Source organism: Chryseobacterium camelliae (assembly GCF_002770595.1).
GTDB lineage: Bacteria > Bacteroidota > Bacteroidia > Flavobacteriales > Weeksellaceae > Chryseobacterium > Chryseobacterium camelliae.
In genome coordinates, this window is the sequence record NZ_CP022986.1 from 1,728,453 (window position 1) to 1,750,826 (window position 22,374).

Annotated in this window: 23 protein-coding genes; 11 read left to right on the forward strand and 12 right to left on the reverse strand. The window is 42.6% G+C overall.

Annotated features, from left to right (window positions below; translation table 11 throughout):
* Positions 1 to 26: 26 nt before the first annotated feature.
* Genes tssR through tssO form a run of 4 tightly spaced genes read right to left on the reverse strand, consistent with a single transcriptional unit; the run spans position 27 to position 4,505 of the window.
* A complete protein-coding gene (gene tssR, locus CGB83_RS07835) occupies positions 27 to 2,429 on the reverse strand; it encodes a type VI secretion system protein TssR domain-containing protein (RefSeq protein ID WP_100075293.1) in 2,403 nt (800 codons plus the stop codon).
* Positions 2,430 to 2,477: 48 nt separating this feature from the next.
* Entirely contained in the window at positions 2,478 to 3,386 is a 909-nt protein-coding gene (locus tag CGB83_RS07840) for a PKD domain-containing protein (RefSeq protein WP_100075294.1), read from the reverse strand.
* 44 nt (positions 3,387 to 3,430) lie between these two features.
* A complete protein-coding gene (locus CGB83_RS07845; RefSeq protein ID WP_100075295.1) occupies positions 3,431 to 3,958 on the reverse strand; it encodes a type VI secretion system transmembrane protein TssO in 528 nt (175 codons plus the stop codon).
* 10 nt (positions 3,959 to 3,968) lie between these two features.
* Complete coding sequence (gene tssO / locus CGB83_RS07850) at positions 3,969 to 4,505, reverse strand: type VI secretion system TssO (RefSeq protein WP_100075296.1); 537 nt, start codon at positions 4,503 to 4,505, stop codon at positions 3,969 to 3,971.
* 171 nt (positions 4,506 to 4,676) lie between these two features.
* On the opposite strand from tssO, the gene CGB83_RS07855 reads away from it, so the two are divergent.
* The 7 genes from CGB83_RS07855 (at position 4,677) to CGB83_RS07885 (ending at position 11,133) form a co-directional block, all read left to right on the forward strand.
* A complete protein-coding gene (locus tag CGB83_RS07855) occupies positions 4,677 to 5,348 on the forward strand; it encodes a response regulator transcription factor (protein WP_100075297.1) in 672 nt (223 codons plus the stop codon).
* A 141-nt stretch (positions 5,349 to 5,489) separates the two neighbouring features.
* Positions 5,490 to 5,780, forward strand: coding sequence for an HU family DNA-binding protein (locus tag CGB83_RS07860; RefSeq protein WP_100075298.1), 291 nt, complete (start codon positions 5,490 to 5,492; stop codon positions 5,778 to 5,780).
* A gap of 369 nt (positions 5,781 to 6,149) precedes the next feature.
* Positions 6,150 to 7,709, forward strand: coding sequence for an Rne/Rng family ribonuclease (locus tag CGB83_RS07865; RefSeq protein ID WP_100075299.1), 1,560 nt, complete (start codon positions 6,150 to 6,152; stop codon positions 7,707 to 7,709).
* Between the two features lie 170 nt (positions 7,710 to 7,879).
* On the forward strand, positions 7,880 to 8,506 hold the full coding sequence (locus CGB83_RS07870; RefSeq protein WP_100075300.1) for an NUDIX hydrolase: 627 nt from the start codon (positions 7,880 to 7,882) through the stop codon (positions 8,504 to 8,506).
* 27 nt (positions 8,507 to 8,533) lie between these two features.
* Positions 8,534 to 9,340 (forward strand): lysophospholipid acyltransferase family protein, encoded by an 807-nt coding sequence (locus CGB83_RS07875; protein ID WP_100075301.1) that lies wholly within the window; start codon positions 8,534 to 8,536, stop codon positions 9,338 to 9,340.
* Positions 9,341 to 9,352: 12 nt separating this feature from the next.
* Positions 9,353 to 9,790: a hypothetical protein gene (locus CGB83_RS07880; protein WP_100075302.1), complete on the forward strand. Its 438-nt coding sequence runs from the start codon at positions 9,353 to 9,355 to the stop codon at positions 9,788 to 9,790.
* 5 nt (positions 9,791 to 9,795) lie between these two features.
* The gene (locus tag CGB83_RS07885; protein WP_100075303.1) at positions 9,796 to 11,133 is read left to right on the forward strand and encodes a UDP-N-acetylmuramate--L-alanine ligase; all 1,338 of its coding nucleotides are present in this window, start codon (positions 9,796 to 9,798) and stop codon (positions 11,131 to 11,133) included.
* A gap of 57 nt (positions 11,134 to 11,190) precedes the next feature.
* Here the strand turns inward: CGB83_RS07885 and CGB83_RS07890 are convergent, their stop codons facing one another.
* Both CGB83_RS07890 and CGB83_RS07895 read right to left on the reverse strand, forming a co-directional pair.
* Positions 11,191 to 12,255 (reverse strand): NAD(P)H-dependent flavin oxidoreductase, encoded by a 1,065-nt coding sequence (locus tag CGB83_RS07890; protein WP_100075304.1) that lies wholly within the window; start codon positions 12,253 to 12,255, stop codon positions 11,191 to 11,193.
* A 61-nt stretch (positions 12,256 to 12,316) separates the two neighbouring features.
* Positions 12,317 to 13,192, reverse strand: coding sequence for an aldo/keto reductase (locus tag CGB83_RS07895; protein WP_100075305.1), 876 nt, complete (start codon positions 13,190 to 13,192; stop codon positions 12,317 to 12,319).
* Positions 13,193 to 13,348: 156 nt separating this feature from the next.
* Here CGB83_RS07895 and CGB83_RS07900 point away from each other — a divergent pair, with 156 nt between their 5' ends.
* Positions 13,349 to 13,786: a GNAT family N-acetyltransferase gene (locus CGB83_RS07900; RefSeq protein WP_100075306.1), complete on the forward strand. Its 438-nt coding sequence runs from the start codon at positions 13,349 to 13,351 to the stop codon at positions 13,784 to 13,786.
* Here CGB83_RS07900 and CGB83_RS07905 read toward each other — a convergent pair whose 3' ends face one another.
* The gene (locus CGB83_RS07905) at positions 13,787 to 14,683 is read right to left on the reverse strand and encodes a LysR family transcriptional regulator (protein WP_100075307.1); all 897 of its coding nucleotides are present in this window, start codon (positions 14,681 to 14,683) and stop codon (positions 13,787 to 13,789) included.
* Between the two features lie 97 nt (positions 14,684 to 14,780).
* Here CGB83_RS07905 and CGB83_RS07910 point away from each other — a divergent pair, with 97 nt between their 5' ends.
* Positions 14,781 to 15,431 (forward strand): NAD(P)H-dependent oxidoreductase, encoded by a 651-nt coding sequence (locus CGB83_RS07910; protein WP_100075308.1) that lies wholly within the window; start codon positions 14,781 to 14,783, stop codon positions 15,429 to 15,431.
* A gap of 177 nt (positions 15,432 to 15,608) precedes the next feature.
* Here the strand turns inward: CGB83_RS07910 and CGB83_RS07915 are convergent, their stop codons facing one another.
* Complete coding sequence (locus CGB83_RS07915; RefSeq protein WP_100075309.1) at positions 15,609 to 17,288, reverse strand: GAF domain-containing sensor histidine kinase; 1,680 nt, start codon at positions 17,286 to 17,288, stop codon at positions 15,609 to 15,611.
* A gap of 354 nt (positions 17,289 to 17,642) precedes the next feature.
* Here CGB83_RS07915 and CGB83_RS07920 point away from each other — a divergent pair, with 354 nt between their 5' ends.
* Positions 17,643 to 18,149, forward strand: a complete 507-nt coding sequence (locus CGB83_RS07920) for a PPC domain-containing DNA-binding protein (RefSeq protein WP_100075310.1) — start codon at positions 17,643 to 17,645, stop codon at positions 18,147 to 18,149.
* A 49-nt stretch (positions 18,150 to 18,198) separates the two neighbouring features.
* Here CGB83_RS07920 and CGB83_RS07925 read toward each other — a convergent pair whose 3' ends face one another.
* Both CGB83_RS07925 and CGB83_RS07930 read right to left on the reverse strand, forming a co-directional pair.
* Positions 18,199 to 18,645 carry a carboxymuconolactone decarboxylase family protein gene (locus tag CGB83_RS07925; protein WP_100075311.1) on the reverse strand — a complete coding sequence of 149 codons (447 nt, stop codon included), beginning with the start codon at positions 18,643 to 18,645 and terminating at the stop codon, positions 18,199 to 18,201.
* Positions 18,646 to 18,712: 67 nt separating this feature from the next.
* Positions 18,713 to 19,285 (reverse strand): Crp/Fnr family transcriptional regulator, encoded by a 573-nt coding sequence (locus CGB83_RS07930; protein ID WP_100075312.1) that lies wholly within the window; start codon positions 19,283 to 19,285, stop codon positions 18,713 to 18,715.
* Positions 19,286 to 19,344: 59 nt separating this feature from the next.
* Here CGB83_RS07930 and CGB83_RS07935 point away from each other — a divergent pair, with 59 nt between their 5' ends.
* On the forward strand, positions 19,345 to 19,710 hold the full coding sequence (locus CGB83_RS07935) for a DUF1304 domain-containing protein (protein WP_100075313.1): 366 nt from the start codon (positions 19,345 to 19,347) through the stop codon (positions 19,708 to 19,710).
* A 15-nt stretch (positions 19,711 to 19,725) separates the two neighbouring features.
* Here CGB83_RS07935 and CGB83_RS07940 read toward each other — a convergent pair whose 3' ends face one another.
* Together CGB83_RS07940 and CGB83_RS07945 are read right to left on the reverse strand one after the other, a co-directional pair.
* Positions 19,726 to 20,208, reverse strand: coding sequence for a thioredoxin domain-containing protein (locus CGB83_RS07940; protein WP_100075314.1), 483 nt, complete (start codon positions 20,206 to 20,208; stop codon positions 19,726 to 19,728).
* On the reverse strand, positions 20,205 to 22,271 hold the full coding sequence (locus CGB83_RS07945; protein WP_100075315.1) for a TonB-dependent receptor plug domain-containing protein: 2,067 nt from the start codon (positions 22,269 to 22,271) through the stop codon (positions 20,205 to 20,207). Before CGB83_RS07945 ends, CGB83_RS07940 begins: the two co-directional genes overlap by 4 nt.
* Positions 22,272 to 22,374: the final 103 nt, after the last annotated feature.

A 22,374-nucleotide genomic window follows, 5' to 3' on the forward strand; every position in this document is an offset into this window, starting at 1 on the left:
TTCTGCTTTTTACTATTTATAACCTATTAATGTTTAGTATATTCGGGCTTTTCCACGGGCATCATCGTCGGCATGAAATACTCATTAAGCCAGTAGAAGGTCTGTCCGTTCTGCTCTATCTTCACTGCAGGATCACTCCTGTGGGCCAGCAGCCTGTCGGCAAGATTTTTATAATTGCGGAAGTAATTCCTTACCGTTTCATTCGACACGATTTTGGATTTCCTCCAGCCTTTTAGCTTATACTTAGACATCAATTCTTCTTCGGAATTGTCAAAGCCTGTCACCACCCCTACCGCAACGCTCATTGGCTGATCAGATAAGTTGGCTTTATTCAGCATTTTGAGTGTAGGATTGTATTTCTGAACTAAACTGATGTATTCTTTCACCGCCTTTGACTGGTTAAAATCAGCGCGTTCAGCACCGGTGTTCCTGTATACTTCAGTATAGAAGTTCTTCAGCTGGTCATATTCCTCTTCTGAAACCAGGATTCCTTTTTCAAGGTTCGGTTTCATGTCTTTCAGGTCTTTAGGAACGTATCCTTTTACGAGGAAAGGGTTTCCGTAATTGATCAGCTGGGCCGCGATACCTGCAGGAACCGGATTCGTCAGTCCCGGATACAGGTATTTGTACTTAAGGTCTACATCGGTCTTTCCTGCTCCTACGGAAGAATGGAAATAATCATTCAGCGACTTATCAATGGTTTCATTATCCAGGGTCACCTGTGCAATAAGGCTGTCCACAGATTTTTTAAGGTATCCCGGTGTGGCAATATCCCCTTTTTTAGGGAAGATGACGAATCCCTGAGACATGCTCTGCTTAGGGTAATCCAGGGAAAAGAAGCCTTCATCCCCTTCCACAAGGTTAAAGTTATTTTTAGTCAGGACATCATTCTGATTGATGATTTTCTGTTTTTTAAGCTCTGCAACGTTTTTAGCCGTATTGGTAACAACATTTTCCGAAAGCAGGACGAAATCGTTATATGTATCGGAAGACCTTGCACTGGTCTGGAACATGATCATCCTTGCCTGGGCTTGCGTAAGCGCATTGATAACGCCGTACATATTCCCGCTCTGGCTGTCAGAGGAAGTCCCGACGGTAATCACGATATTGGTTTCATCCGGGAAGTTGGAAAGCAGGTTTCCGGCTGCCATCAGGCCTTCGCTCACCGGCTGGTACCCGCTGTTGCTCGGGCAGTTCATCTCATTACTTTTCTGGTCAATGAAGGTGGTAATTTTGCTGTAATCGGTATTCAGAGGGGATACCGCAACATTATCGCCGCAGGAATTGCTTTTATAAAGGACAACCCCATACCTCACAGAACTGAAATAAGAAGGTTTTTCAAATCTCAGCTGAAGGTCCTGAAGCAATGATTTTACAATAGGCGCATACGGGGCATTAGGAGCACTGATATCAAGATTGAAAACAATATTGATTCTCTTATCTTTTTCAGTGATCTCCCTGTAACGGTCAAAATAAATAGGTTCTCCTAATACATTGAACACATAGTTTTTGCTGTAATCCAGGATATTGGTAAAATATTTTGTCTTGGAATCCGGAGCAGGGACCTCATAGATCGGCAGGTTTACCGGAAAAATATTTTCCAGTGGCGTTCTTTTGTTAACATCGGTAAGCAGGACTCCCGTTTTATTTTCTGCAGTTCCGCTTCCCGGATTTCCTTCCTGGATTCCCAGTGTGGTTTCCGTGATTCCGGTATCGTTTTTCATTTTGACAGCGGAACGTTCTCCCCAGGCTGTGATCACATTGGAGCTTACCCAGCCGTACAGGTTTTTCCCTATGCTGTCGATATCAATGGTAGGATTTTTACCTACCAGGAATCTCTTGTTGTTTTCCGCCTGTTTGTATACGTAAACGATCTGACCGTTCGGTATTTTCACTTTGGCCTGCTCAATAAGGCTCGGTGAATTGAATACCATGATAGAGTCATTTTTATAATACCGTTCGGAATTTTTGATGACATCACTGTTGCTCGGCACCACAGCAACCCTAACCGGAAAACCGGTTTTTTCGCTTTTCAGGGCATTGTTCCACAAAAGCAGGTCAGACTCGGGCATCCATCCGTACGTCTTCACCGATTTCGGGGATACTTTTTTCATCAGCGCATCGGGAATATATTCTGCCACTTTTACCATGCCGTCCTTATGCTTCAGGACCAGCAACGGTTCCATAAAAGTGACTTCCTTATACGATTTCTCATCGCTTTTGTCCAGGTAAGCCGTATTTTTGGCCCGGTCTGAAATAGCAATCCAGGGAACAGACTTCTTAGGAAATCCATTGATCACGGTAGCATTGTCTATCTGACCGTACTGTGAAGGTTCAGGCGTTTTTTTCGCCGGCAGTTTTACCTGGCAACCTGTTACCAGTACTGCTGCACCTATATAATATGCTGCTAAAGGAAGTTTATTTTTCATCCTGATTTTCTTTTATGATGGTGAGGTCCGGAGAAAGCCGGAAGTTTATTATTTGCTTTGGTTGATGTCTACTTTGGTTACACAGTTCTGTGCGTCATCAAAATTTACCTTTACCGTCTGAATGACCTTGTTTTTATCAAACTGAAGGCCCGCACAGTACATATAGAAATTATTCACTTTACTGTCGTTGACTTTCACTACGGTATTTTCATTGTTGCAGAGATAGGTCCTCAGCAGGTAATTATAATGCATATTGAAGCTGTTCCCGTTGGCAATCTGCTGAAGATGGTATTTAAAATCATTATCGATTTTCGCATAGGCATCTTCCACGCTTACTTCCTCATCCATAGAATCGTAGCCGGAGATGATTTTAATGTGGTGCAGAATAGGCTCGATGTTTTCATCAGTATACAGCGTAACCACATAATCACCGGGTTTTTTGTACGAATAAATAGACAGCTTGTCCTTGGAATCTATTCTACCGGTTTCCCCAAACTTCCAGGTGAACTGCTTGGCTTCTGAAATAGCCCGGAACTGCACATTTTCATACTGCATGGCCTGAGAAGGCGCATCTATGGTGGTAGGGGCAACTACGGTATCTTTTGGCTTGGGAACGCTCCTGGCTGAAACCATTACCGGGAAAGACTTGGTGTATTCATTATCAATGATCAGCGTCACCTGATAATAGCCGGGTTTGGAATAAAAATGGATCCCGCTGCTTTTCTCCGAAGAAGTTCCGTCGCCGAAATTCCATCTTTTGGTTTTGGCAAACTGGGTTTTGTCTTCGAACATCAGCGTATCGCCTACCTTTACAGAAGAGGGGTACACTACCCCAACGATATCATCTGCAGAATGGATGACCTTCTTCTGCAGCCATAAGGCGACCAATGCCGCGATCAGCAGGGTGGCAATGACACCGATAATGATGTTTTTTTTGTTCTTTTGGAAGTAATTCATAATATGAGTGTGATGTGTTTTATTGCGTATTCTTGGTTAAATGTTTATTGAGTCCTGGCTTTCAGTGCATTTTCCCTCTCGAACAGCTGGCTTTTCTTTTCCCTGAACCCTATGGAGCATTCTTCAAACTGCTTTTCAAAGCTCTTGATATTTTCAGTTTTACTGGCAATGATTTTCTTATCGTTAAAATACATTTTGTAGAACTTGGCAATCTGTGGATAGGCATCCTTCCGGATATCGGCGATACCGTTATTGTTCTCGTAATAATTGGCAATGTCATTAATGCTGTACATGATGTTGTTTTCCTCAAAAGGCTGCGGCGTCTCATCGCTGAGTCTGTTGATCTGCGAAAAAGTACTGTCCATCAGCTTATACGTAAATTTTTGCTGCTGATCGAACTTGGCTTTTTCTTCAAGGTTCCTTATGGAAATCATGTCTTCATCTGAAAAAGGCGAGTCGAACCCTTTCAGGAAAATGATGCCTAAAAATATCAGGGCTGCAATGAGCATCAGGATCAGGTATACAAACTGATACTGTTTTTCTTTTCTGGATAATGTGATGTGTGCCTGCATAATATCAGATTTATCTTCTTCTTCGGTTTCCGGTGAATTTTCTGGTAGGATCTACTTTAAGCTCCTTATTGGCAATGCCTACTTTCCCCCTGCACTCGCTCAGGTCCCTGAGTGCGGTCTGTTCTTTATAGGATACATTGATGATCTGGTTCTTAAGTGCGAGCATGGGGACAATCTGCTTCATAAGGATGGCGTAATGCTTAAAGTTATCCGCACTGTCTTTCCCCATGATGTTCCGGGCATCCCTGATATTATCGCTGATATAATTCCTGAGGAAGATATCGTTATCTACCCTGTTGATGTCCAGCTGATCCATGCGGTACATGATACTGTCTACATGAATCCTGAGAAGATCGCTCCGGGTAAGCAGCTCATGGTAATCGTCCGCCTGCTTTTTAATACCCTTCTGCTGCACGTCATAGCTTTTGAAAAAGAAAAATACGCTGATGAACGAAACAGCTGCTAATACGGTGAAGGACAAAATGAACTTCAGAATCCCTATCCTGACGTCCGATTGGTTTAGTTTTTTCTCCCTGTTCGAAGACATATTTTGTAGTTTGTTTGGCATGGTGAAAATAAAAAAAAAATTTCTGTTGTACAACATCTGATTTGCAGTATTCTGCTCTATCTCTAATTATCCGAATAATAATTTTCACTTTGACAAGTTTTTCATAAATTAGACCTCGGTTTAATCATCACCACCAAATCGATTATTAACGTGAATAAATTATTAAGCAATTCTGTGCGGTTTTCTATTGCGGACAGTGATTTTTATTTCAAAAAAATAATGATCAGGACTCTTACTGAAAACCCTTTTTATATGCTCCTGAACGACTGCAATAATGGTCATGAGCTGATTAGCAGGAACTACAGGAGACAGGAAGATGTATTCGTCATTGAGCTTTTCATGCCGGTACTCAGTGGCATCGAAGCCATTAAGTACATCAGGAAAAGCAATACAGAGACCCCGATCATCACGTATTCCGGAACCTACCAGGAAGACATGGCGGAAATCCTGTCCAGGCTTCCGAACATTTATTATTGCCAGAAAAAAAGCAATATCATCAAGGAGATCATCAAAGGCAGGATTGCTTCAGGAAGCTTTGATTATGAAGCCTATTCCAGGGAATGGGAACAGCAGCCGCTGGCCGTACAGGAATATATGGAAAGGCAGAGGAAGAGCCAGGAAGAGCTTTCCCCGGCCGAGATACAGCTGATGAAATTCTGCTATGAAGGCTTCAGCAACAAGGAAATAGGCGAAAAACTCAACCTGAGTACGCGCACCATAGACACCTACATCAACAGGCTGACGGAAAAGCTGGGCTTAAAAACCAAACTTCACCTGATCCGTTTTTGTGTGGAAAACGGCTACTATAATTCCAGCATGTAAAAAGCGGATCCACCCTCTTTTCATACTGAGTAAACCATAAGCGCTCAACTCTTTACCGGAAAAATATTTTCCCACTAATTTGCTAATATTCAATTTTTTTAACTAAATTTGCACACCTAAAATTTAAAATTAAAAAAGGAAATGACAAAGGCAGAATTGGTAAACACCATCTCAAATAAGTTGGGAACAGAAAAGAATGAAACACAGAAAGTTGTAGAAGCTTTTATGCAGGAGATCAGGACTTCTATGTATAATGGGGATAACGTTTACCTAAGAGGCTTCGGTTCTTTTATCATTAAGACGAGAGCTGCTAAAACAGGAAGAAATATTTCTAAGAATACTGCAATCGAGATTCCTGCTCACAACATTCCTGCTTTCAAACCTTCAAAGTCTTTTGTAGAGAAAGTAAAAAACAAAGTTGCAGTAAAATAACAACATTAACTGAATATTAACTAGTTACTAAAAAATTTAACATTATGCCAAGCGGAAAGAAAAGAAAAAGACACAAGGTTGCAACCCACAAGAGAAAGAAAAGAAGAAGAGCAAACAGACATAAGAAGAAATAATCTTTCCTCTTTCTCAAGATTACAATATAATAATATAGTTGGTGGTTTTATTTTTTTAAAGGTTCACCGACTATATTTTTGTTTGCAACCATAAGATTCCGGCGGAAAAGCAACTTCTGCCTTCATTTCGGGGAAAGTATTGGTGATCTTAAATTAATTGCTATATTTATTACCCCTATTAAAATAATGAAAGACATGCCTTTTCCCGTAATCTTATTTAATTTATCTTATAAAAATGAAGAAAGAACTAATAGTTTCGCATGAGGATGATCTTACGAAGATTGCACTGCTGGAAGACGGAAGACTATGTGAACTTCATGAGCAAGAAGACAAAAGCGATTTTGTTGTTGGGGATGTGTTTATAGGAAAAGTAAAGAAGCTTGCACCCAATCTTAATGCAGCGTTTGTAAACATCGGTTACAACAAAGACGCATTCCTGCATTACCAGGACCTGGGACCGCAATACCTTACTTACCGTAAGTTTCTGAGAGATACGATTTCTAAAAAACAAAGCACTTCAGGCTTAAAAAATTTCGAGCTACAGCCCGAAATTGACAAAAACGGAACCGTGGACAAAGTCATTGCCAAAGATGATCTTGTTCTGCTTCAGATTACCAAAGAGCCTATTTCTACCAAAGGCCCCAGAATTTCCACGCAGATCTCCCTTACCGGGCGTTTTCTGGTTCTGATCCCTTTTGACAATAAAGTTTCCATTTCAAAAAAAATCAGTACATCTGAAGAAAAGGAAAGGCTCAGGACACTTATTGAAAGCATCAAGCCGGAAGGCTTCGGAGTCATTATCAGAACGGTAGCTGAAGGAAAAAAAGTAGCAGACCTGCACAATGATATGAATCACCTGATTCAGAAGTGGGAAAGCACCTTTAAAAACATTCAGAAAAATAAGGTTCCGTCTAAAGTATTAAGCGAAGAAGACAAAGCCTCGGCCATCATAAGGGACAATTTCAACCAGGATTTCGTGAGCATTATCTGTGATGATGAACCGATGGTGAACGAAATGAAAAACTATCTGGAGGTTATTGCTCCGGAAAGAAAGAATATCGTCCAGTTCTACGATTCCCATATTCCCCTCCTGGAATATTACAACGTAGAAAAACAGCTTAAACAAAGCTTCGGGAAACATGTAAACATTCCCGGCTCAAAAGGAGCTTACCTTGTGATAGAACACACGGAAGCTTTACACGTAGTAGACGTTAACTCCGGAAACAATATTACCACCGGAGCGGCAGTCAACAAAGAACATGCGCTCAGGGTCAATAAGATGGCTTCGACGGAAATCGCCAGGCAGCTCCGCCTCAGGGATATGGGAGGAATCATTGTTATCGATTTCATCGACATGACCAACCCAGAGCACCGGAAAGATCTTTATGAGCACCTCAAGCAGGAAATGACGCGCGACAAAGCCCGTCACAAAATTTTACCTCCGAGCAAATTCGGACTGATCCAGATCACCCGGCAGAGAAACCGTCCGGAAAAACAGATCGAAACCAAGGAAGAAAATCCTAACAAAGCCGGAGAAATAGTAGCTCCGATTGTCATTGTGGAACGTATGGAAGAAACCCTGAGAACCATCATGCAGAAAGAAAAAGGAAAAATTTTCCTTCATGTGCATCCTTTTGTGGAAGCTTACCTTACCAAAGGAATCAAAAGCATCCAGATGAAATGGTTCGTCAAGTACAAAAAATGGGTTACCGTAGTACCGCGCGACTCCTTTAAATATTTAGAATATAAAGTATATAATGCCAAGAAAGAAGAGCTGATAGGATATTCTAATTAAAACAAATCAAGCCTCCGCATGCGGAGGCTTTTTTATGCCTGATTTCAAAAAACACTTTTTCCAGCTACTTGGATTTCCATCTTTACAGATATTATGGATTTCTGCATAAAAATGGTGTAATTATTGCGTATACCTGTTTTTTCCAGAAGATATATTATTAAATTTGAGGTATGAGTTTCGGAAAAGATTTATTAAGGAAAATTAAAAGCGCTGAACTGCCCGGCGAGAATGCGCACGGAGTATTTTCACCGCCCTACCGTCCGGTATTTACTTATGATGAAGTGATTGCCAAAAACCCGAAATTTGCTGCGGTAAACATTGTTTTGTACCTAAAAAATGATGAATGGCATTTCCCCCTGATCCAGAGGACCGTTAATGTACATGACCGCCACAGCGGACAGATTTCGCTTCCCGGTGGAAAACGGGAAGAGATGGACCGGGATTTTGCCCATACCGCCATCCGGGAGACTTCTGAAGAGATCGGGATTGAGGAGCATTATGTACGGATTATCCGGGAAATGTCGCCGATCTACATCCCGCCCAGCAATTTTTATGTTTATCCATATATATCGTATTCCAAGAGAAATCCTGTTTTTATCCTGCAGGAGTCTGAAGCCCAGGAAGTCATAGAATTTCCGGTGACTTCGTTCCTGAGCATGCCGGATACCCCCGAAATAATGCCGTTGCCCGGTGCAGGCGGACATGAGGTTCCGGTGATTAATTTCAACGGATACATTATCTGGGGAGCTACAGCGATGATCCTGAGCGAATTCAGCCAGTTGCTGAAAAAAATGTAACTTTGTATGATTGTGTTTAATTGAAAGATGGCGAAGAAAAATATTTTTACCGATGCATTCGGAACCCCTTATTTTTTAAAGAGGCTGATTATTTTTATTCTGGGATTTGTTTCCTATCGTAGATTTAACGGCTTCAACAAGCTGAAAATAACCGGCACCGAGCATCTGGTAGACCTTCCGGACTCCAATGTCCTGTTTGTCTCCAACCATCAGACCTATTTTGCAGATGTTGCCGCCATGTACCATGCTTTCTGCGCCGTCAACAACGGATACCTGAATACGATCAAAAACCCGATCTACCTCCTCAACCCTAAAATTGATTTTTATTACGTAGCCGCCGAGGAAACCATGAATAAGGGGATTCTCCCCAAAATATTCAAGATTGCAGGTGCCGTAACCGTAAAAAGGACCTGGAGGGCTGAAGGCAAGAATGTCAACAGAATGGTGGACATGAGCGAAGTGGACAACATTATGAAAGCCCTCGATAACGGATGGGTTGCCACTTTCCCGCAGGGAACCACCTCAGCTTTTGCCCAGGGAAGGCGCGGAACGGCCAAGCTGGTAAAAAACCAGAGGCCCATTGTGATCCCGATTAAAATAAACGGCTTCCGAAGAGCGTTTGATAAAAAAGGACTGAGGGTAAAAGTAACCGGGGTAAAACCGACCATGGAGTTCAAGCGCCCGCTGGAGATCGATTATGACAAAGAAAACGCCCATGAAATCCTTCTGAAAATCATGACGGCTATTGAACAGACAGAAGATTTCAACGTATTGCACCACTATGATGAAGAACTTAAAGCTAAAAAATCAGAACAAAAGGATTCAGACCAATAAAGGAGATTACTTATGAAAAGAATTACAGGAATCTTATTTGCCGCTATCACACTGGCGTCCTGCAACAGCCAGAAGGTATATTCAGATTTCGACATCAGCTTTTCCCGAAGCGGAGGATTTGCGCCGGTATATGAAAACCTTCTCATCAAAGGCAACGATGCACACTACTCTTTTGAAGGACAGGGAAAAAAATACAAACAGGACTTTAAGGTTTCCAATGATGACCTGAAAAAACTGAACAACACGCTTTCCCAGAATAATTTCAGGAGAATACAGGAAGACCATAAGAAAATGTATGATAACATCACGACTACGGTGAATGTAAAAAAAGGTCCTAATGAAGGCAGTAAAACAGATGCCAGTATGGTGATGCCGAATTATAAGACCAACTGGAACAACATCATGAATGTCTTCCAGGAAATGATCAATAACAACGTAAAAAAACAGTAATTTCATTGAGAACCCATTTTATTGCCATTGGCGGAAGTGCCATGCATAACCTTGCCATTGCGTTAAAAGATAAAGGATATTACGTCACCGGTTCAGATGACACTATTTTTGAACCTTCCAGGTCCAGGCTTCAGCATAAAGGAATCCTTCCCGAAGAAATGGGCTGGTTCCCGGAAAAAATCACGCCCGATATCGATGCGGTGATCCTGGGCATGCATGCCCATCAGGATAATCCCGAACTTGCAAGAGCCAAAGAACTGGGACTTACCATCTATTCCTATCCCGAATTCCTTTACGAACAGTCAAAAAACAAAACCAGGGTTGTCATTGCAGGTTCCCACGGGAAAACCACCATTACTTCCATGATCCTGCACGTCCTGAACTTTCATCAGAAAGAGGTGGATTTTATGGTCGGTGCCCAGTTGGAAGGATTTGACTGTATGGTCAAGCTTACGGAAGATAATGATTTTATGGTGCTTGAAGGCGATGAATACCTCTCCTCGCCCATCGACCTCCGCTCAAAATTCCTGCTTTACCAACCCAATATAGCCTTAATGAGCGGCATTGCATGGGACCATATCAATGTTTTCACCACTTTTGATGACTATATTGAACAGTTCCAGAAATTCGTGGCTACAATTACGCCAGGTGGCGTACTGGTCTATAATGAGGAAGATCCTGAAGTGGTTAAAGTTGTGGACCAGGCAGAAAATTATTTCCGCAAAATCCCATATCATACGCCGGAATATGAAATCAGTAATGGAAAAGTATACCTGAAAACTGAGATCGGGGATATTCCTTTGTCTGTTTTCGGAGCGCATAACCTGCTGAATATGGAAGGTGCAAGGCATATCTGCCGCCAGCTGGGTGTGATGGATGAAGATTTCTATGAAGCCATTATGAGTTTTAAGGGAGCTTCAAAACGCCTGGAAAAAGTGGAAAGAACCGATAACGGAATCCTCTATAAAGATTTTGCCCATGCACCGAGCAAGGTAAAAGCCACCGTAAAGGCATTTAAGGAACAGTTTAAGAAAGAAAAAACCTACGGATTCCTGGAACTGCATACGTATTCCAGCCTGAATGCGGTTTTCCTGGAGCAGTATGACCATGCGATGGATGGCCTGGATGAAGCTGTGGTTTTTTATTCTGAAGATGCCCTGAAGATCAAAAGAATGGAACCCATCTCTCCGGAACTGATCAGGGAAAAATTTAAAAATGAATTTCTGAAAGTATTTACCAACGCAGAAGACCTGCATGCCTACTGGAATACACTGGACAAAACCCAGGGCGTATACCTGATGATGAGCTCGGGGAATTTCGGAGGATTGGACCTTGCAAAGTAGACAGATGTACATTCATATAAAAAATCCTTTCAGTATTACAGCTGAAAGGATTTTTCTTTATGGTAATTGTTTGTATTCTTCAATAAGGTTTTCCAGGATATTTTTAGCAGATTGTGTACTATAATCGTGGATAGACTGTCCCAGCCAGATACTTACAAAATCCGCATCCTGCTGAAGTTTGGCTGCATTCCTTAGTGCACCCGTCAGTTTATTCTGATACGGATAGGGCAGAATACAACCGGAACCTTCCAGTTTCCGAATGTACCTGTTGCTGATTCCTCTGGCGTATCGTCCCGAAAAACTTTTGGTAAGTACAATATCATTTTCATGTACTGTTTTCAATCTTTCTTTTTCAAATGGCAGCAGCGCACTTTCCTGAGCAGCCAGCAGCATGCTTCCTATCTGAAAACCTTCGGCTCCCAAAGCCCGGGCTGCCTGCATCGTCTGTGCATTGTAAATACCACCGGAATAAATCAGCGGTACCTGAACATGGTCAGCAATCTGTGGCAGTAATGACATCCCGCCAATCTGTGGAATATTTTCCGCATTAAAGGTTCCCCGGTGGCCTCCTGCTTCAATACCCTGCACTACGATAAGATCGATCCCTGCTTTTTCCAGTAACAGGGCTTCCCCCACACTGGTTGAGGTTCCGATTAGAAATATGTTCTTTTCCTTTAACCTAATGATGCTTTCCTCATCCGGAATCCCGAACGTAAAGCTGAGAATATCACACTCCTCATCAATAATGGCATCTACCTGTTCATGATAGGTATTAACAGTAAGACCTTCAAGGGCGGGCAGGTTCACATTCAAATCGTTTTCAGCGGCAAAAGTTTCGACGAATGCTTTAGCATGAGCATACTTTTCCTGCAATTCTGCTGTTATTTCAGGGATCTCGTGCACGAAAATATTAACGGCAAATGGTTTTTCCGTAAGGCTTCGGGTTTTGCGGATCAAAGGAATGCATTGCTCCGCCGGCAGATCTCCAAGGGCCAGAGAGCCCAAACATCCGGCATCAGCAGATGCTGCGACCATTTCCGGGGTACTTACCCCGAACATCGGCGCCTGAATGACAGGATACGGTATATTCAGTTTTTTACTGATGGTTTCCGGGAAAATCATGACCTTGTTTTTTAGTGTAATATATAAAAGATTGTCAAAAGTCTATCGTAAGATCATCAGATCAGATATCCGCCACCGCATTCAGCATTTTCTTTTCCCACTCAGCATCTTTCGGATCAAAGAACAGCCTTTTACCGGTATCCAGGGAACGTACGGTATTCATTTCATCTTCGCTGAGTTCAAAATCAAAAACATTGAAGTTTTCTTCGATCCTGGACGGCGTTACAGATTTCGGGATGACACAGAACCCTTCCTGGAGGTGCCACCTGAGGATGACCTGAGCAACTGTTTTATGATGTTTTTCACCGATCGATTTCAGGGAACTGTTGTTAAGAAGTTCTGAATTCCCGTTGCCTAAAGGACTCCACGGCTGAGTAATGATGTTATTCTCCCTGTTGTACACCTGAAGTTCTTTCTGCTGGAAAACGGGGTGAAGTTCGATCTGGTTAATCACCGGACTTACGGTAGCCGTCGATTTCAGCTCTTCAAGCTTCTCAACGGTAAAATTACAGACTCCGATGGCCTTTATTTTTCCTTCTCCGTACAGTTCCTCCATGGCTTTCCATGCGCCTTTAAAATCTGCATACGGCCAGTGGATAAGGTACATATCCAGATAATCCAGCTGTAAGCGGTCCAGTGTTCTCCGGAATGCACTTTTTGCCTTCTCGTAAGAAGTGTCCTGAACCCAGAGTTTTGAGGTAATAAACAGCTGTTCCCGGTCTGTTCCGCTGTTTCTAACGGCATTCCCCACAGCAGTTTCATTCTGATAGATTGCAGCAGTATCAATCATCCTGTAACCGGTTTCAATAGCTTTCAATACTGCATTTTCACATTCCTTCAGGTCTTCCATCTGCCAGACCCCGAAGCCGAGTGCGGGAATATCCACTCCGTTATTCAATGTAATTACAGGCTGCCCTGCATAAGTTTTCTTCTTCATACTATTTTGTTTAATTGTATCCTAACAAATTTCCGACAAAAAATTTACATGTCGGTTACCATTTTCACTGATTCCTGTTATTTCGGATGGGTTTTTACCTGGCATATTTTTACAGTCGGCTGATGATGCTTATTTTTACATAAAAAAACAATCCGTATGGACCATCACATCCAGTTAGCTTCTCCGGATGATTATCTCAGAATCATGGAAATATGGGAATCTGCAGTAAAGGCTACCCATGATTTTCTTACCAAAGAAGATTTTGAATATTTTAAAACAGCTATTCCGGAACATTACCTTCCTCAACTGGAAGTTTACCTTATCTTCAGCCAGCAACTGGCAGTAGGTTTTGCCTCTGCGTCAGGCGGGAATCTGGAAATGCTTTTCATTGATGATGCCGTACGCGGGAAAGGGTACGGCAAAGCACTGTATTCCTTTATGAAAGACAAAACCGGGCTCACCCGTGTAGACGTGAATGAACAGAACCTGCAGGCTATAGGTTTTTATGAAAAACTCGGATTCCGAAAAACGGGAAGGTCGGAAAAAGACAGTTCCGACAGGAACTATCCGATCATCCATATGAGCCTGCCGTGATCAGTTCATCACTTCCCTGAACAGCTTTTTGATATGCGCAATTTCATCAGGGTAGCTGTTCTTTTTCCGGCATCCGAAATACAAAGTGTTTTCCAGCTTTTTATCCCCTTCCCATACGAGCTTTATTTCCCCGTTTTCAATCTCACTTTTACAAAGGAAATCCGGCACCACTGATAATCCGGCACCGCTTTTCAGGCAGCGGATAATGGAATTGAGATTAGGGACAATATAATTGGGGCGGAAATCCGGCTTATGCCCGAAATTGAGGATCCAGAACTGAAAAAGATGTTCCATATCTCCGGTTGTCCCGTACCATTTCTGTTCTTTCAGCCATTCTTCAGCATATTCAATACCTTTTGACTGCAGGACCTCATGAAAACCTTCTGCATCAGTATCCTTACCGCCTACCAGGATCATCTGTTCCGAAGAGAAAGCCTCGTGCTCAATATTGGAGGAAACCCCTCTTTTAGGCGTGATGATCAGATCCAGAATGCCTTTATCCAGCTGGTCCAGCATTTCCGGATATTCCCCGAAGCGTATAATCAGGTTAAAGGGCAGGCTGGAAACGTACTGTTCCAGCGTGGTCTGGAAGGTTTCAAAACACATCCCCACACTGATGGTCGGTGTATGCTTTTCCGTAGACTTCTGGAAGTTCTTTTCCACTTCCTCGAGTTTGGACAGAGGTTCGGCCACAGCATTAAAAAGGACCTTCCCTTTTTCGGTAGGAACCATCTTCCTGCCTGTCCGGTCAAAAAGTTTATATCCCACATAAGCTTCCAGCGAACTCAGGTGAAGGCTTACACCGGGTTGCGAAATAAACAGGAGATCTGCTGCCCCGGTCATCGTTCCCGTTTTATAAACCGCTTTGAATGTCCTATACCATTCCAGATTAACCATTTTTTAAATATTATAATTATAATACAAAGGTATAAATTATATTATTTTTATAATACAATTACAGGGTTTAACTTTGCATCGTATTAAAACAACAACAATGAAAAAAGTATTGATTATCAATGGCGCACAGCGCTTTGGGCACTCAGGAGGCCTTTATAACACAACCATCACAGAGAATACGGTACAAGTACTGAAAGACTTCGGCAATGTTGACCTAAAAGTGACCCACGTGGATGAAGGATATGATCACGATGAAGAAGTGCAAAAATTTGTCTGGGCAGATTATATCATTTACCATACCCCGATCTGGTGGTTCCAGCTTCCTAACGGACTCAAAAAATATATCGATGAAGTATTTACAGCAGGACATGCTAAGGGAATATACCTGAATGACGGAAGGTCTTCTGCCCAACCCGATATTAATTACGGTACCGGCGGAATGCTGGGCGGCAGAAAATACCTGGTGACCACCAGCTGGAATGCCCCTTCAACAGCCTTTACGCTGCCGGGAGAATTTTTTAATGAAACGAATGTAGATGATGGTCCATTGTTCGGGTTCCACAGGATGAATGCATTTGTTTCCATGGAAAAACTGGAAAGTTTCCACTTTTATGATGTTGAGAAAAATGCTGCTGTCGAACGGGATATGCAACGCTACAGGGAACATTTGAGATCGGTCTTTGAAAAAGAGTTCAGCGGTGTTTCAGTTCCGCTTACCCAGGTGCGGGAAAAGAATGAATGCCTGTAAGAGAACGGTATTTCTGAAGTTTCCGGATCTCATTGTACAGATTCAGGCATAGGGATCTAAAAAAGGAGTATTAATTTCACCGGTACCGTTGTAAAACGGTTACGTGATTTTAATACTCTTATTGATACTGATATACTAGTTAATTGTCCGATGGAACAATCATAGCTGAGGATTATCCTATATACTCTTAGGAAGGGTAAACCAGAAGCGGCTGCCTTTCCCTAAAGTACTTTCAACCCCGATATTCCCCTGGTGAAGCTCAATAATCTCTTTGCATACATACAATCCGATGCCAAATCCTGCGATCTGTTTTGTATCGGCATTCTGGACACGGTAAAACCGGTCAAATATTCTTAGAGCATCATGATCTGCAATTCCCGGGCCCTGATCTATGATTTCAAATTTCACTTCGTTACGGTCAGAAGAAATCCGTACCTGGATGGGCGTTCCGGATGGGGCATATTTAATGGCATTTTCAATAAGATTGGTAATGACCAGCTGTATTTTGTTTTTATCGGCGGGCAGAACGGTTTCTACGTCTGTAATCAGTTCAAAACCATGATTATTGATGTTCAGGGTGTAATGGTCTGCAATCATTTCGGACACAAAGTTTTTAAAATCGAACGGCATTTTGTTCAGGGTCAGAAGGCCGTTGTCCAGCTTTGAAAAGTTTAAAAAGCCGTCTACAAGGTTTTCCATTCTTCTCACCTGGCTTTCGCTTCTCCGGATCAGATGGCTGATGTTGCTGTCTTCACAGTCTTTCAGTTTCCTTTGCAGAAGCTGGGTAAATGCTTTGATGGAAGTAAGGGGCGATTTAAGTTCATGACTGGCCAGATTGATAAAGTCTCCTTTCTTGCGCTCGATTTTTTTCCATTCCGTAATATCGGATACCGTACCGCAAAAGGTATTTCCTTTCTCTGTTTCCTTATTTAATACTTTTCCTACAACCTTAATCCAACGTATTTTATGATCTGCCCTGTTGACGATGCGGAATTCTTCATCAAACATACGATCTGAAGAAATGGATTCTGCCAATGCCTTCTGTATACGGCCCCTGTCTTCTTGCAGCATACTCCATAATCCGTTAATGGTCAGGCATTCATTTTCATCCAGCCCGAAAATTTCATTGCAATAGGCGCTGGTTTCAAGATCGCCGGTACTGATATTGAGCATAAAAGTTCCCAGACTGGCAGCTTCCACAGCAAGCCGGAGATGCTGTTCATTCTGAATGATCCGTGCATTGGCATCATTCATCTGATCGATCGCCCTTTTGGTAAGGCGCTTATGATTCGGGGCTGCATCATTATACTGCAGATGAACCGGATGGGAATTACCACCTTCATTTTCTTCAGACAGCGCTGCAAGTTGCCTGCGGAGTTCAAGCTTTTCCATAACCGTTCTGGAAAGTATTCTCAGGCTTTTCATCTGGCTTTCATCCAGTTGCCTTTCGCAGTGATCAATGACACATAAAGTACCCAGAGCATTTCCGTGGCTGTCTATGAGCGGCATCCCCGCATAAAATACGATATTGGTTTTTCCTGTGACCAGAATATTGTCTTTGAAGCGGACGTCAGCACGAGCATTTTCCACTACCATCATATTTTCAGGCTGAAGGATAGCATGGGCACAGAAAGAATGAGCCCTGTCCGTTTCCCTGACTTCCAGGCCTTTATTTGACTTAAACCACTGGCGGTTCTCGTCCACAAGGCTGATCAATGCCACAGGCGTCTGGCAAATCACTGATGCCAGTTCGGTGAGATCATCAAAATCATTTTCATAAGGTGTATCTAAAATACCGTAGGATTGAAGAGCCTGAATCCGCTGCAACTCATCAGATGGCATTAGGTTTCTGTCCATTTCGTGTTTTTGTATTTATTTAGCTAACCTCCTAGTACAATAACCATGCTACATATAAAAACAACCCCAATAAAAGAAGGCATGCAGGAAAAGAAACCCTCTGAAACAACAGCACATAGCTCCAAGAATAACATTCATTCAAAATCACAAAAAATAGATTTATTTTAACACCATATACCTATTGCTAATAAAAACCTTTATACGGCATATTTGTTGTAAAAATCAATATCAGCACTAAAAAGGTATAAGCGGCTAATTGATTTATTCTGTAATCCGAAAATCAAACGCCTCTTGTACTATAATAAATACGCAATGAATTATAGCCCTTTATTATCCTAACCTAAAACTTAATTCATGAAAAGCCTCATTACAATTTTATTTGCATTATTCTTTACATCACCCGGCTTCAGTGCCCAGGAAAAAGAAAGGTGCCGCTATACGAAAACACCGACAGGATACTTGATGGTGCTAAGGCAGGATGATGATGTCATCAGCCAAATTGAGCAACTGGCCAGGAATGAGCATATTCCTTCCGCCAGTTTCAGTGGAATCGGTTTTGCCAGGGAGGTAGAATTCGGGTTCTATGACTTCAAAGCTAAAAAATTCAATCCGAAAACATTTAAGAAAGTAGAAATGGGAAGCCTTACCGGTTCCATTGCCTGGAATGATAAAGGGCCATCCGTCCATATTCACGGTGTAGCAACAGATGAACAGTTCAATGCCTACGGCGGGCATATCCTTTCGCTTCATGTCGGAACGGGATCTATGGAAATTTATGTTCAGGTCAACGACCAGAAGCTTGAACGCAAAATTGAGCAGCCCCTGAATGCCAATGTCCTTCAGCTGAACTGCAATCCATAAATAATTATAAACATAAAGAGCTTCATCAGGAAGCTCTTTATTATAGATATTAATCTTTAGGCACCCGGAGATGCGTACTCACCGCAATCCTGTTCCACGCATTGATGGTAATAACAGCCATGATGATTTCTGCAACCTGCTTTTCACTGAAAAGTTCTTTAGCCCTGGCATAGGTATTTTCCGTTAATCCCTGCCGGCTGATCAGGGTAATTTCCTCGGTCATGGCCAGAAGTACCTGTTCTTCCTGAGTATAGAATTCAGAAGCTTCTCTCCATGCATTCAGAAGATAAATACGCTGTGGTGTTTCGCCATATTGTACTGCATCTCTGGTATGCATGTCCAGGCAAAATGCACATCCGTTGATCTGGGAAGCCCTTATTTTAATCAGTTCTTTCTGGATGTGGTTCAGTGATGTGGTCTGCAGGTATTTCTCCAAACCGCTCATGGCTTTGTAGGCGCTGCTGTCTGTAGCAGCCAGGTTAATTCTTGTACTCATTATTAATATTTTAGGTTAACATGAGGTCAAAGTTCAGGTTTAGCGGATGAAAAATACTTAAACTGGTTTAAGAACGTAATTTTGCCCTGATCTCACTCAGGTATTCCGGTGTGAAACCTAAATACGAAGCAATGAGGTATTGGGGAACCCGTTGGATAAACCATGGATATAAAGTACTGAAATGAATATACAGTTCCTCCCTTGAATATTCGTACAGGTAACGGATCCGGCTTTCCGCAGCGGCACAGGCGCGCTGATAGACCATCCTGAAATAATGTTCCATGGCGGGGTGCCGTTCAATCAGAAGTTTCTGCTGCTCATGATCCAGCACCAATATCACAGAAGACTCCACAGCCTGAATACAGAAATCAGTTTTCTGCTGGTGTTCATAGGCAAAAGTGTCTCCCATCCACCAGTGTTCTATCGCGAATTCCGTAGTGTATTCCACTCCTTTGCCATTGACAAAAAATTTCCTGATGCATCCTTTTTCCACAAAATATATGGACCTGCAGATTTCTCCCTGCTTCATAATATCCTGTTTCTTTCCGGCTTCCAGAACCCTGAAAAAAGAAAATATAGAGCTGTAGTCTTCTTCTGTGACGCTGATGAACTTTTGCAGATGCTGTTGTAAAGTTTCCATTGTAAATAATAGCCAAACTTAAGTTTATTTTTTTAGCTTTACAATTCAAACGTCATATCATGGAAATTGTCGCCAAAATACTTACTGCACTGGTTGCCATTGAACACCTCTATATCCTCTGGATGGAAATGTTTGCCTGGGAAACCAAAGGAAAGGAAGTCTTTAAAGCAGCGTTACCTCCTGAACTGTTTAAACCTACCAAGGGATTAGCGGCCAACCAGGGATTATACAACGGGTTTCTGGCTGCCGGACTGATCTGGTCTTTCCTGATCAAAGACCCTGAATGGCAGACCAATGTCGCCTTATTTTTCCTGGGATGTGTTGCTGTAGCAGGGATCTACGGGGCTATTTCCTCCACCAGGAAGATCTTTTTTGTTCAGGCATTGCCGGCAATCCTGGCCGTGATTGCTGTACTGCTCAAATAACGGTAATTTTTATCATCAGGGGTTAATGCCTCGGTAAGGTTCAGCAGAAATGTCCTTTAATTTCTGACTCAGTCCAATAGCACTCAAAAACCCTTCATGATAATCGAGCAGATTCAGATCTTTATCCAGGAATACCCACAACGGATACACCGGATGACTTTTATTTCCTGACAGAACTAAGGCCAGTTCATGAATACCGGATTTTCCGTTGGCAATATAACGGAATTCCTTCCCTTGGAAACGGATGGTTTCTTTTGTTTTTTCCGCTTCAAAAGCGATGAAATAAAAATTCTTGCCAAGTGCTTTTACCAGGCTACCATCCTTGTTCAGCTCAAAGAGTTCCATTTTACAGACCGTACACCAGTCGGTATACAGATGGATGATGACCGGCTTTGGCTGTTCCTTCCGCAACCTTTCCAAATCTGAAAAAGCAGTGGCCTGTATCTGTGAAAAAACACAGTACGGAACCATGAGTAAAACGATCAGGGCAGTTTTCATTTCAAGGTATATTTAATTCCCAGGAACCCACGGATTCCCTGCATCGGCGCGTATCCGTAAGCGGTATCGAAGGTATATCCCTTAGGATTGTTCACCGGGTCGTCCGCATACCGGTCAAACGGATCAAACGGCCTCATCAGCGGATCTTTCGGGGTAAAATTCAGCAGGTTTTTGATTCCGCAGTACACTTCGAATCCTGAATCAAAACTTCTGGACACCTGGATATTGGCCAATGTATACCAGGGTGAATATTCCGGCCGGTAATCATCAGGCAGTACAGGAAGGCGCATCGGCCCGTAGACCTGTCCGGTAAAATCTACCGTCAGGGCATTAGGAAACCTATAAGTAAAAGCATAAGTTCCGCTCCATTTCGGAGCATGCAATTGCCGTACTTTGTTGATTTCGTGGTCAAATTTCTGATATACATCCAGAAAAGTTATTCCAATGTTGAAACTTAACGGAAAATTAAAGCTGTATTCCGCATTGACCGAAGCTCCCCGGGAAATTCCATATCCGTTCAGGTTATCATAGATAATCTTATCCGGTTCCGAGTCGAAATCCCCAACAATCTTGTTGCTGAAATAGGTATAAAAAACTGAGGCATCGAGGCTGACCATCCGGTTTCCGGCAGGAATTTTCCAGATATAGTTGATATTTCCGTTCACAGAACGCTCCGGCTTCAGGTCTGAGCGTACCACCACCTCCCTTGAACCGGTAAGCGCTGCATGGTCCTCAGTAAATAGGTTCACTACCCTGAAACCTGTACCGAAATTAAACCGCAGGGCATGATAAGGATTCGGAGAAAATTTCCAGGCCAGCCTCGGAGAATGTACGGAATGATGGATCCGGTCATAATCGTACCGGTAGCCCAACAATAAAGTATGTTGATCATTGATTTCCCACTGATCCTGAGCAAAAGCCCCTAATATGGGTGAGTTCATCGGTTCATTGACCAGCCCGTCTGCCGAAAGGGTCCCCGGAGTATTATCATCATAAAAAGTCTTTTTGAAAGTCAGTCCCGCAATAAGATCATGCTTTCTGAAAGACCTGTTCCAGTAAGTCTGCACGAAAGCTACTTTCTGGGTGGCCTCATAAGGATTGGAACCGTAAAATGAATTCTGGGTATGGTAATTATAAGAAAACTGTGTGATTACCTGTTCTTTTACCGGCCACTGATAGAGCCCGAAAGCTTCCACCCTGTTGGTATAGATACTCTCTCCGTACACCTCACTGCTGCCGCGGTACCGTCTGTTCCACTGCATTTCCCCGCCATAACGGTCTTCGTAAAGGTACCTCAGCGCAATGCTGGCCATCCGGTTCTCCTTTCTGCGGAAATTCCATTTGTTGAATACGGAAATCCTGTTCTGCAATGCAGCATCAGTGAAATTGTCTTTATTGTCATCGATTTTCCGGCTAAAATTAAAATAATTGACGCTCAATAAAGAAGCTGCTGTTTTGCCCATGCTGAATTTGGTGGAAACATCAATACTATTTTCGCTCCAGGTACTGGTCATCAGGTCGGTACTGAATTTTGGTGCGGTCAGAGCATTTTTGGTAATAATGTTGATGACTCCGCCCATGGCCTCGGAGCCATAGAGTGAAGAGGCTGGGCCTTTAACCACTTCAATCCGGTCGATCAGGCTGTTCGGAATTCCGCTCAGTCCATATACGGTAGACAGCGAACTTACAATGGGCATCCCGTCAATCAAAATCATTGTATATGGCCCCTCCAGCCCGTTGATATGGATATCGCCGGTATTGCAGACCGAACAGTTCAGCTGCGGCTTGATCCCGTTCACCATGGCAATTGCCTCAAAAATATTCTGTGTGGGGTTTTTCCGGAAAAACTTCTGGCTGTATATTTCTACCGGAACCGGGCTTTTGGACCTGCTTACCGCCTTTATTGTACCCGTAATCACCACATCATCAATCTGCCGGGTTTTTATTGCATTTCCGGAAGCGGCAGAATCCTTTTTTTGAGCATACACTGAAACAATGCTGTCATGGTCCTGAGAAAAGCAATACGATGAAATCAACACCGTAAAAAATAATATTCTAAACATAAAATATAATTTGTTAGACAAAACTAACAATTATTTTTATATTGGCAAAACTTCAGGTCAGATGATGCTTACCTCAATTCATAAAAAATGATTACTTTTGGTA

Excerpts from the sequence above, each read along its gene's own strand:
- CGB83_RS07935 (WP_100075313.1), top strand. The coding sequence starts at position 19,345 with ATGGAAATTGTCGCCAAAATACTTACTGCACTGGTTGCCATTGAACAC.
- CGB83_RS07895 (WP_100075305.1), bottom strand. The coding sequence starts at position 13,192 with ATGAAGAAGAAAACTTATGCAGGGCAGCCTGTAATTACATTGAATAAC.
- CGB83_RS07925 (WP_100075311.1), bottom strand. The coding sequence starts at position 18,645 with ATGAGTACAAGAATTAACCTGGCTGCTACAGACAGCAGCGCCTACAAA.
- CGB83_RS07945 (WP_100075315.1), bottom strand. The coding sequence starts at position 22,271 with ATGTTTAGAATATTATTTTTTACGGTGTTGATTTCATCGTATTGCTTT.
- CGB83_RS07915 (WP_100075309.1), bottom strand. The coding sequence starts at position 17,288 with ATGGACAGAAACCTAATGCCATCTGATGAGTTGCAGCGGATTCAGGCT.
- CGB83_RS07860 (WP_100075298.1), top strand. The coding sequence starts at position 5,490 with ATGACAAAGGCAGAATTGGTAAACACCATCTCAAATAAGTTGGGAACA.
- CGB83_RS07905 (WP_100075307.1), bottom strand. The coding sequence starts at position 14,683 with ATGGTTAATCTGGAATGGTATAGGACATTCAAAGCGGTTTATAAAACG.
- CGB83_RS07845 (WP_100075295.1), bottom strand. The coding sequence starts at position 3,958 with ATGCAGGCACACATCACATTATCCAGAAAAGAAAAACAGTATCAGTTT.
- CGB83_RS07900 (WP_100075306.1), top strand. The coding sequence starts at position 13,349 with ATGGACCATCACATCCAGTTAGCTTCTCCGGATGATTATCTCAGAATC.
- CGB83_RS07840 (WP_100075294.1), bottom strand. The coding sequence starts at position 3,386 with ATGAATTACTTCCAAAAGAACAAAAAAAACATCATTATCGGTGTCATT.
- tssR (WP_100075293.1), bottom strand. The coding sequence starts at position 2,429 with ATGAAAAATAAACTTCCTTTAGCAGCATATTATATAGGTGCAGCAGTA.
- CGB83_RS07870 (WP_100075300.1), top strand. The coding sequence starts at position 7,880 with ATGAGTTTCGGAAAAGATTTATTAAGGAAAATTAAAAGCGCTGAACTG.
- CGB83_RS07940 (WP_100075314.1), bottom strand. The coding sequence starts at position 20,208 with ATGAAAACTGCCCTGATCGTTTTACTCATGGTTCCGTACTGTGTTTTT.
- tssO (WP_100075296.1), bottom strand. The coding sequence starts at position 4,505 with ATGTCTTCGAACAGGGAGAAAAAACTAAACCAATCGGACGTCAGGATA.
- CGB83_RS07890 (WP_100075304.1), bottom strand. The coding sequence starts at position 12,255 with ATGATTTTCCCGGAAACCATCAGTAAAAAACTGAATATACCGTATCCT.
- CGB83_RS07880 (WP_100075302.1), top strand. The coding sequence starts at position 9,353 with ATGAAAAGAATTACAGGAATCTTATTTGCCGCTATCACACTGGCGTCC.
- CGB83_RS07920 (WP_100075310.1), top strand. The coding sequence starts at position 17,643 with ATGAAAAGCCTCATTACAATTTTATTTGCATTATTCTTTACATCACCC.
- CGB83_RS07910 (WP_100075308.1), top strand. The coding sequence starts at position 14,781 with ATGAAAAAAGTATTGATTATCAATGGCGCACAGCGCTTTGGGCACTCA.
- CGB83_RS07865 (WP_100075299.1), top strand. The coding sequence starts at position 6,150 with ATGAAGAAAGAACTAATAGTTTCGCATGAGGATGATCTTACGAAGATT.
- CGB83_RS07930 (WP_100075312.1), bottom strand. The coding sequence starts at position 19,285 with ATGGAAACTTTACAACAGCATCTGCAAAAGTTCATCAGCGTCACAGAA.
- CGB83_RS07875 (WP_100075301.1), top strand. The coding sequence starts at position 8,534 with ATGGCGAAGAAAAATATTTTTACCGATGCATTCGGAACCCCTTATTTT.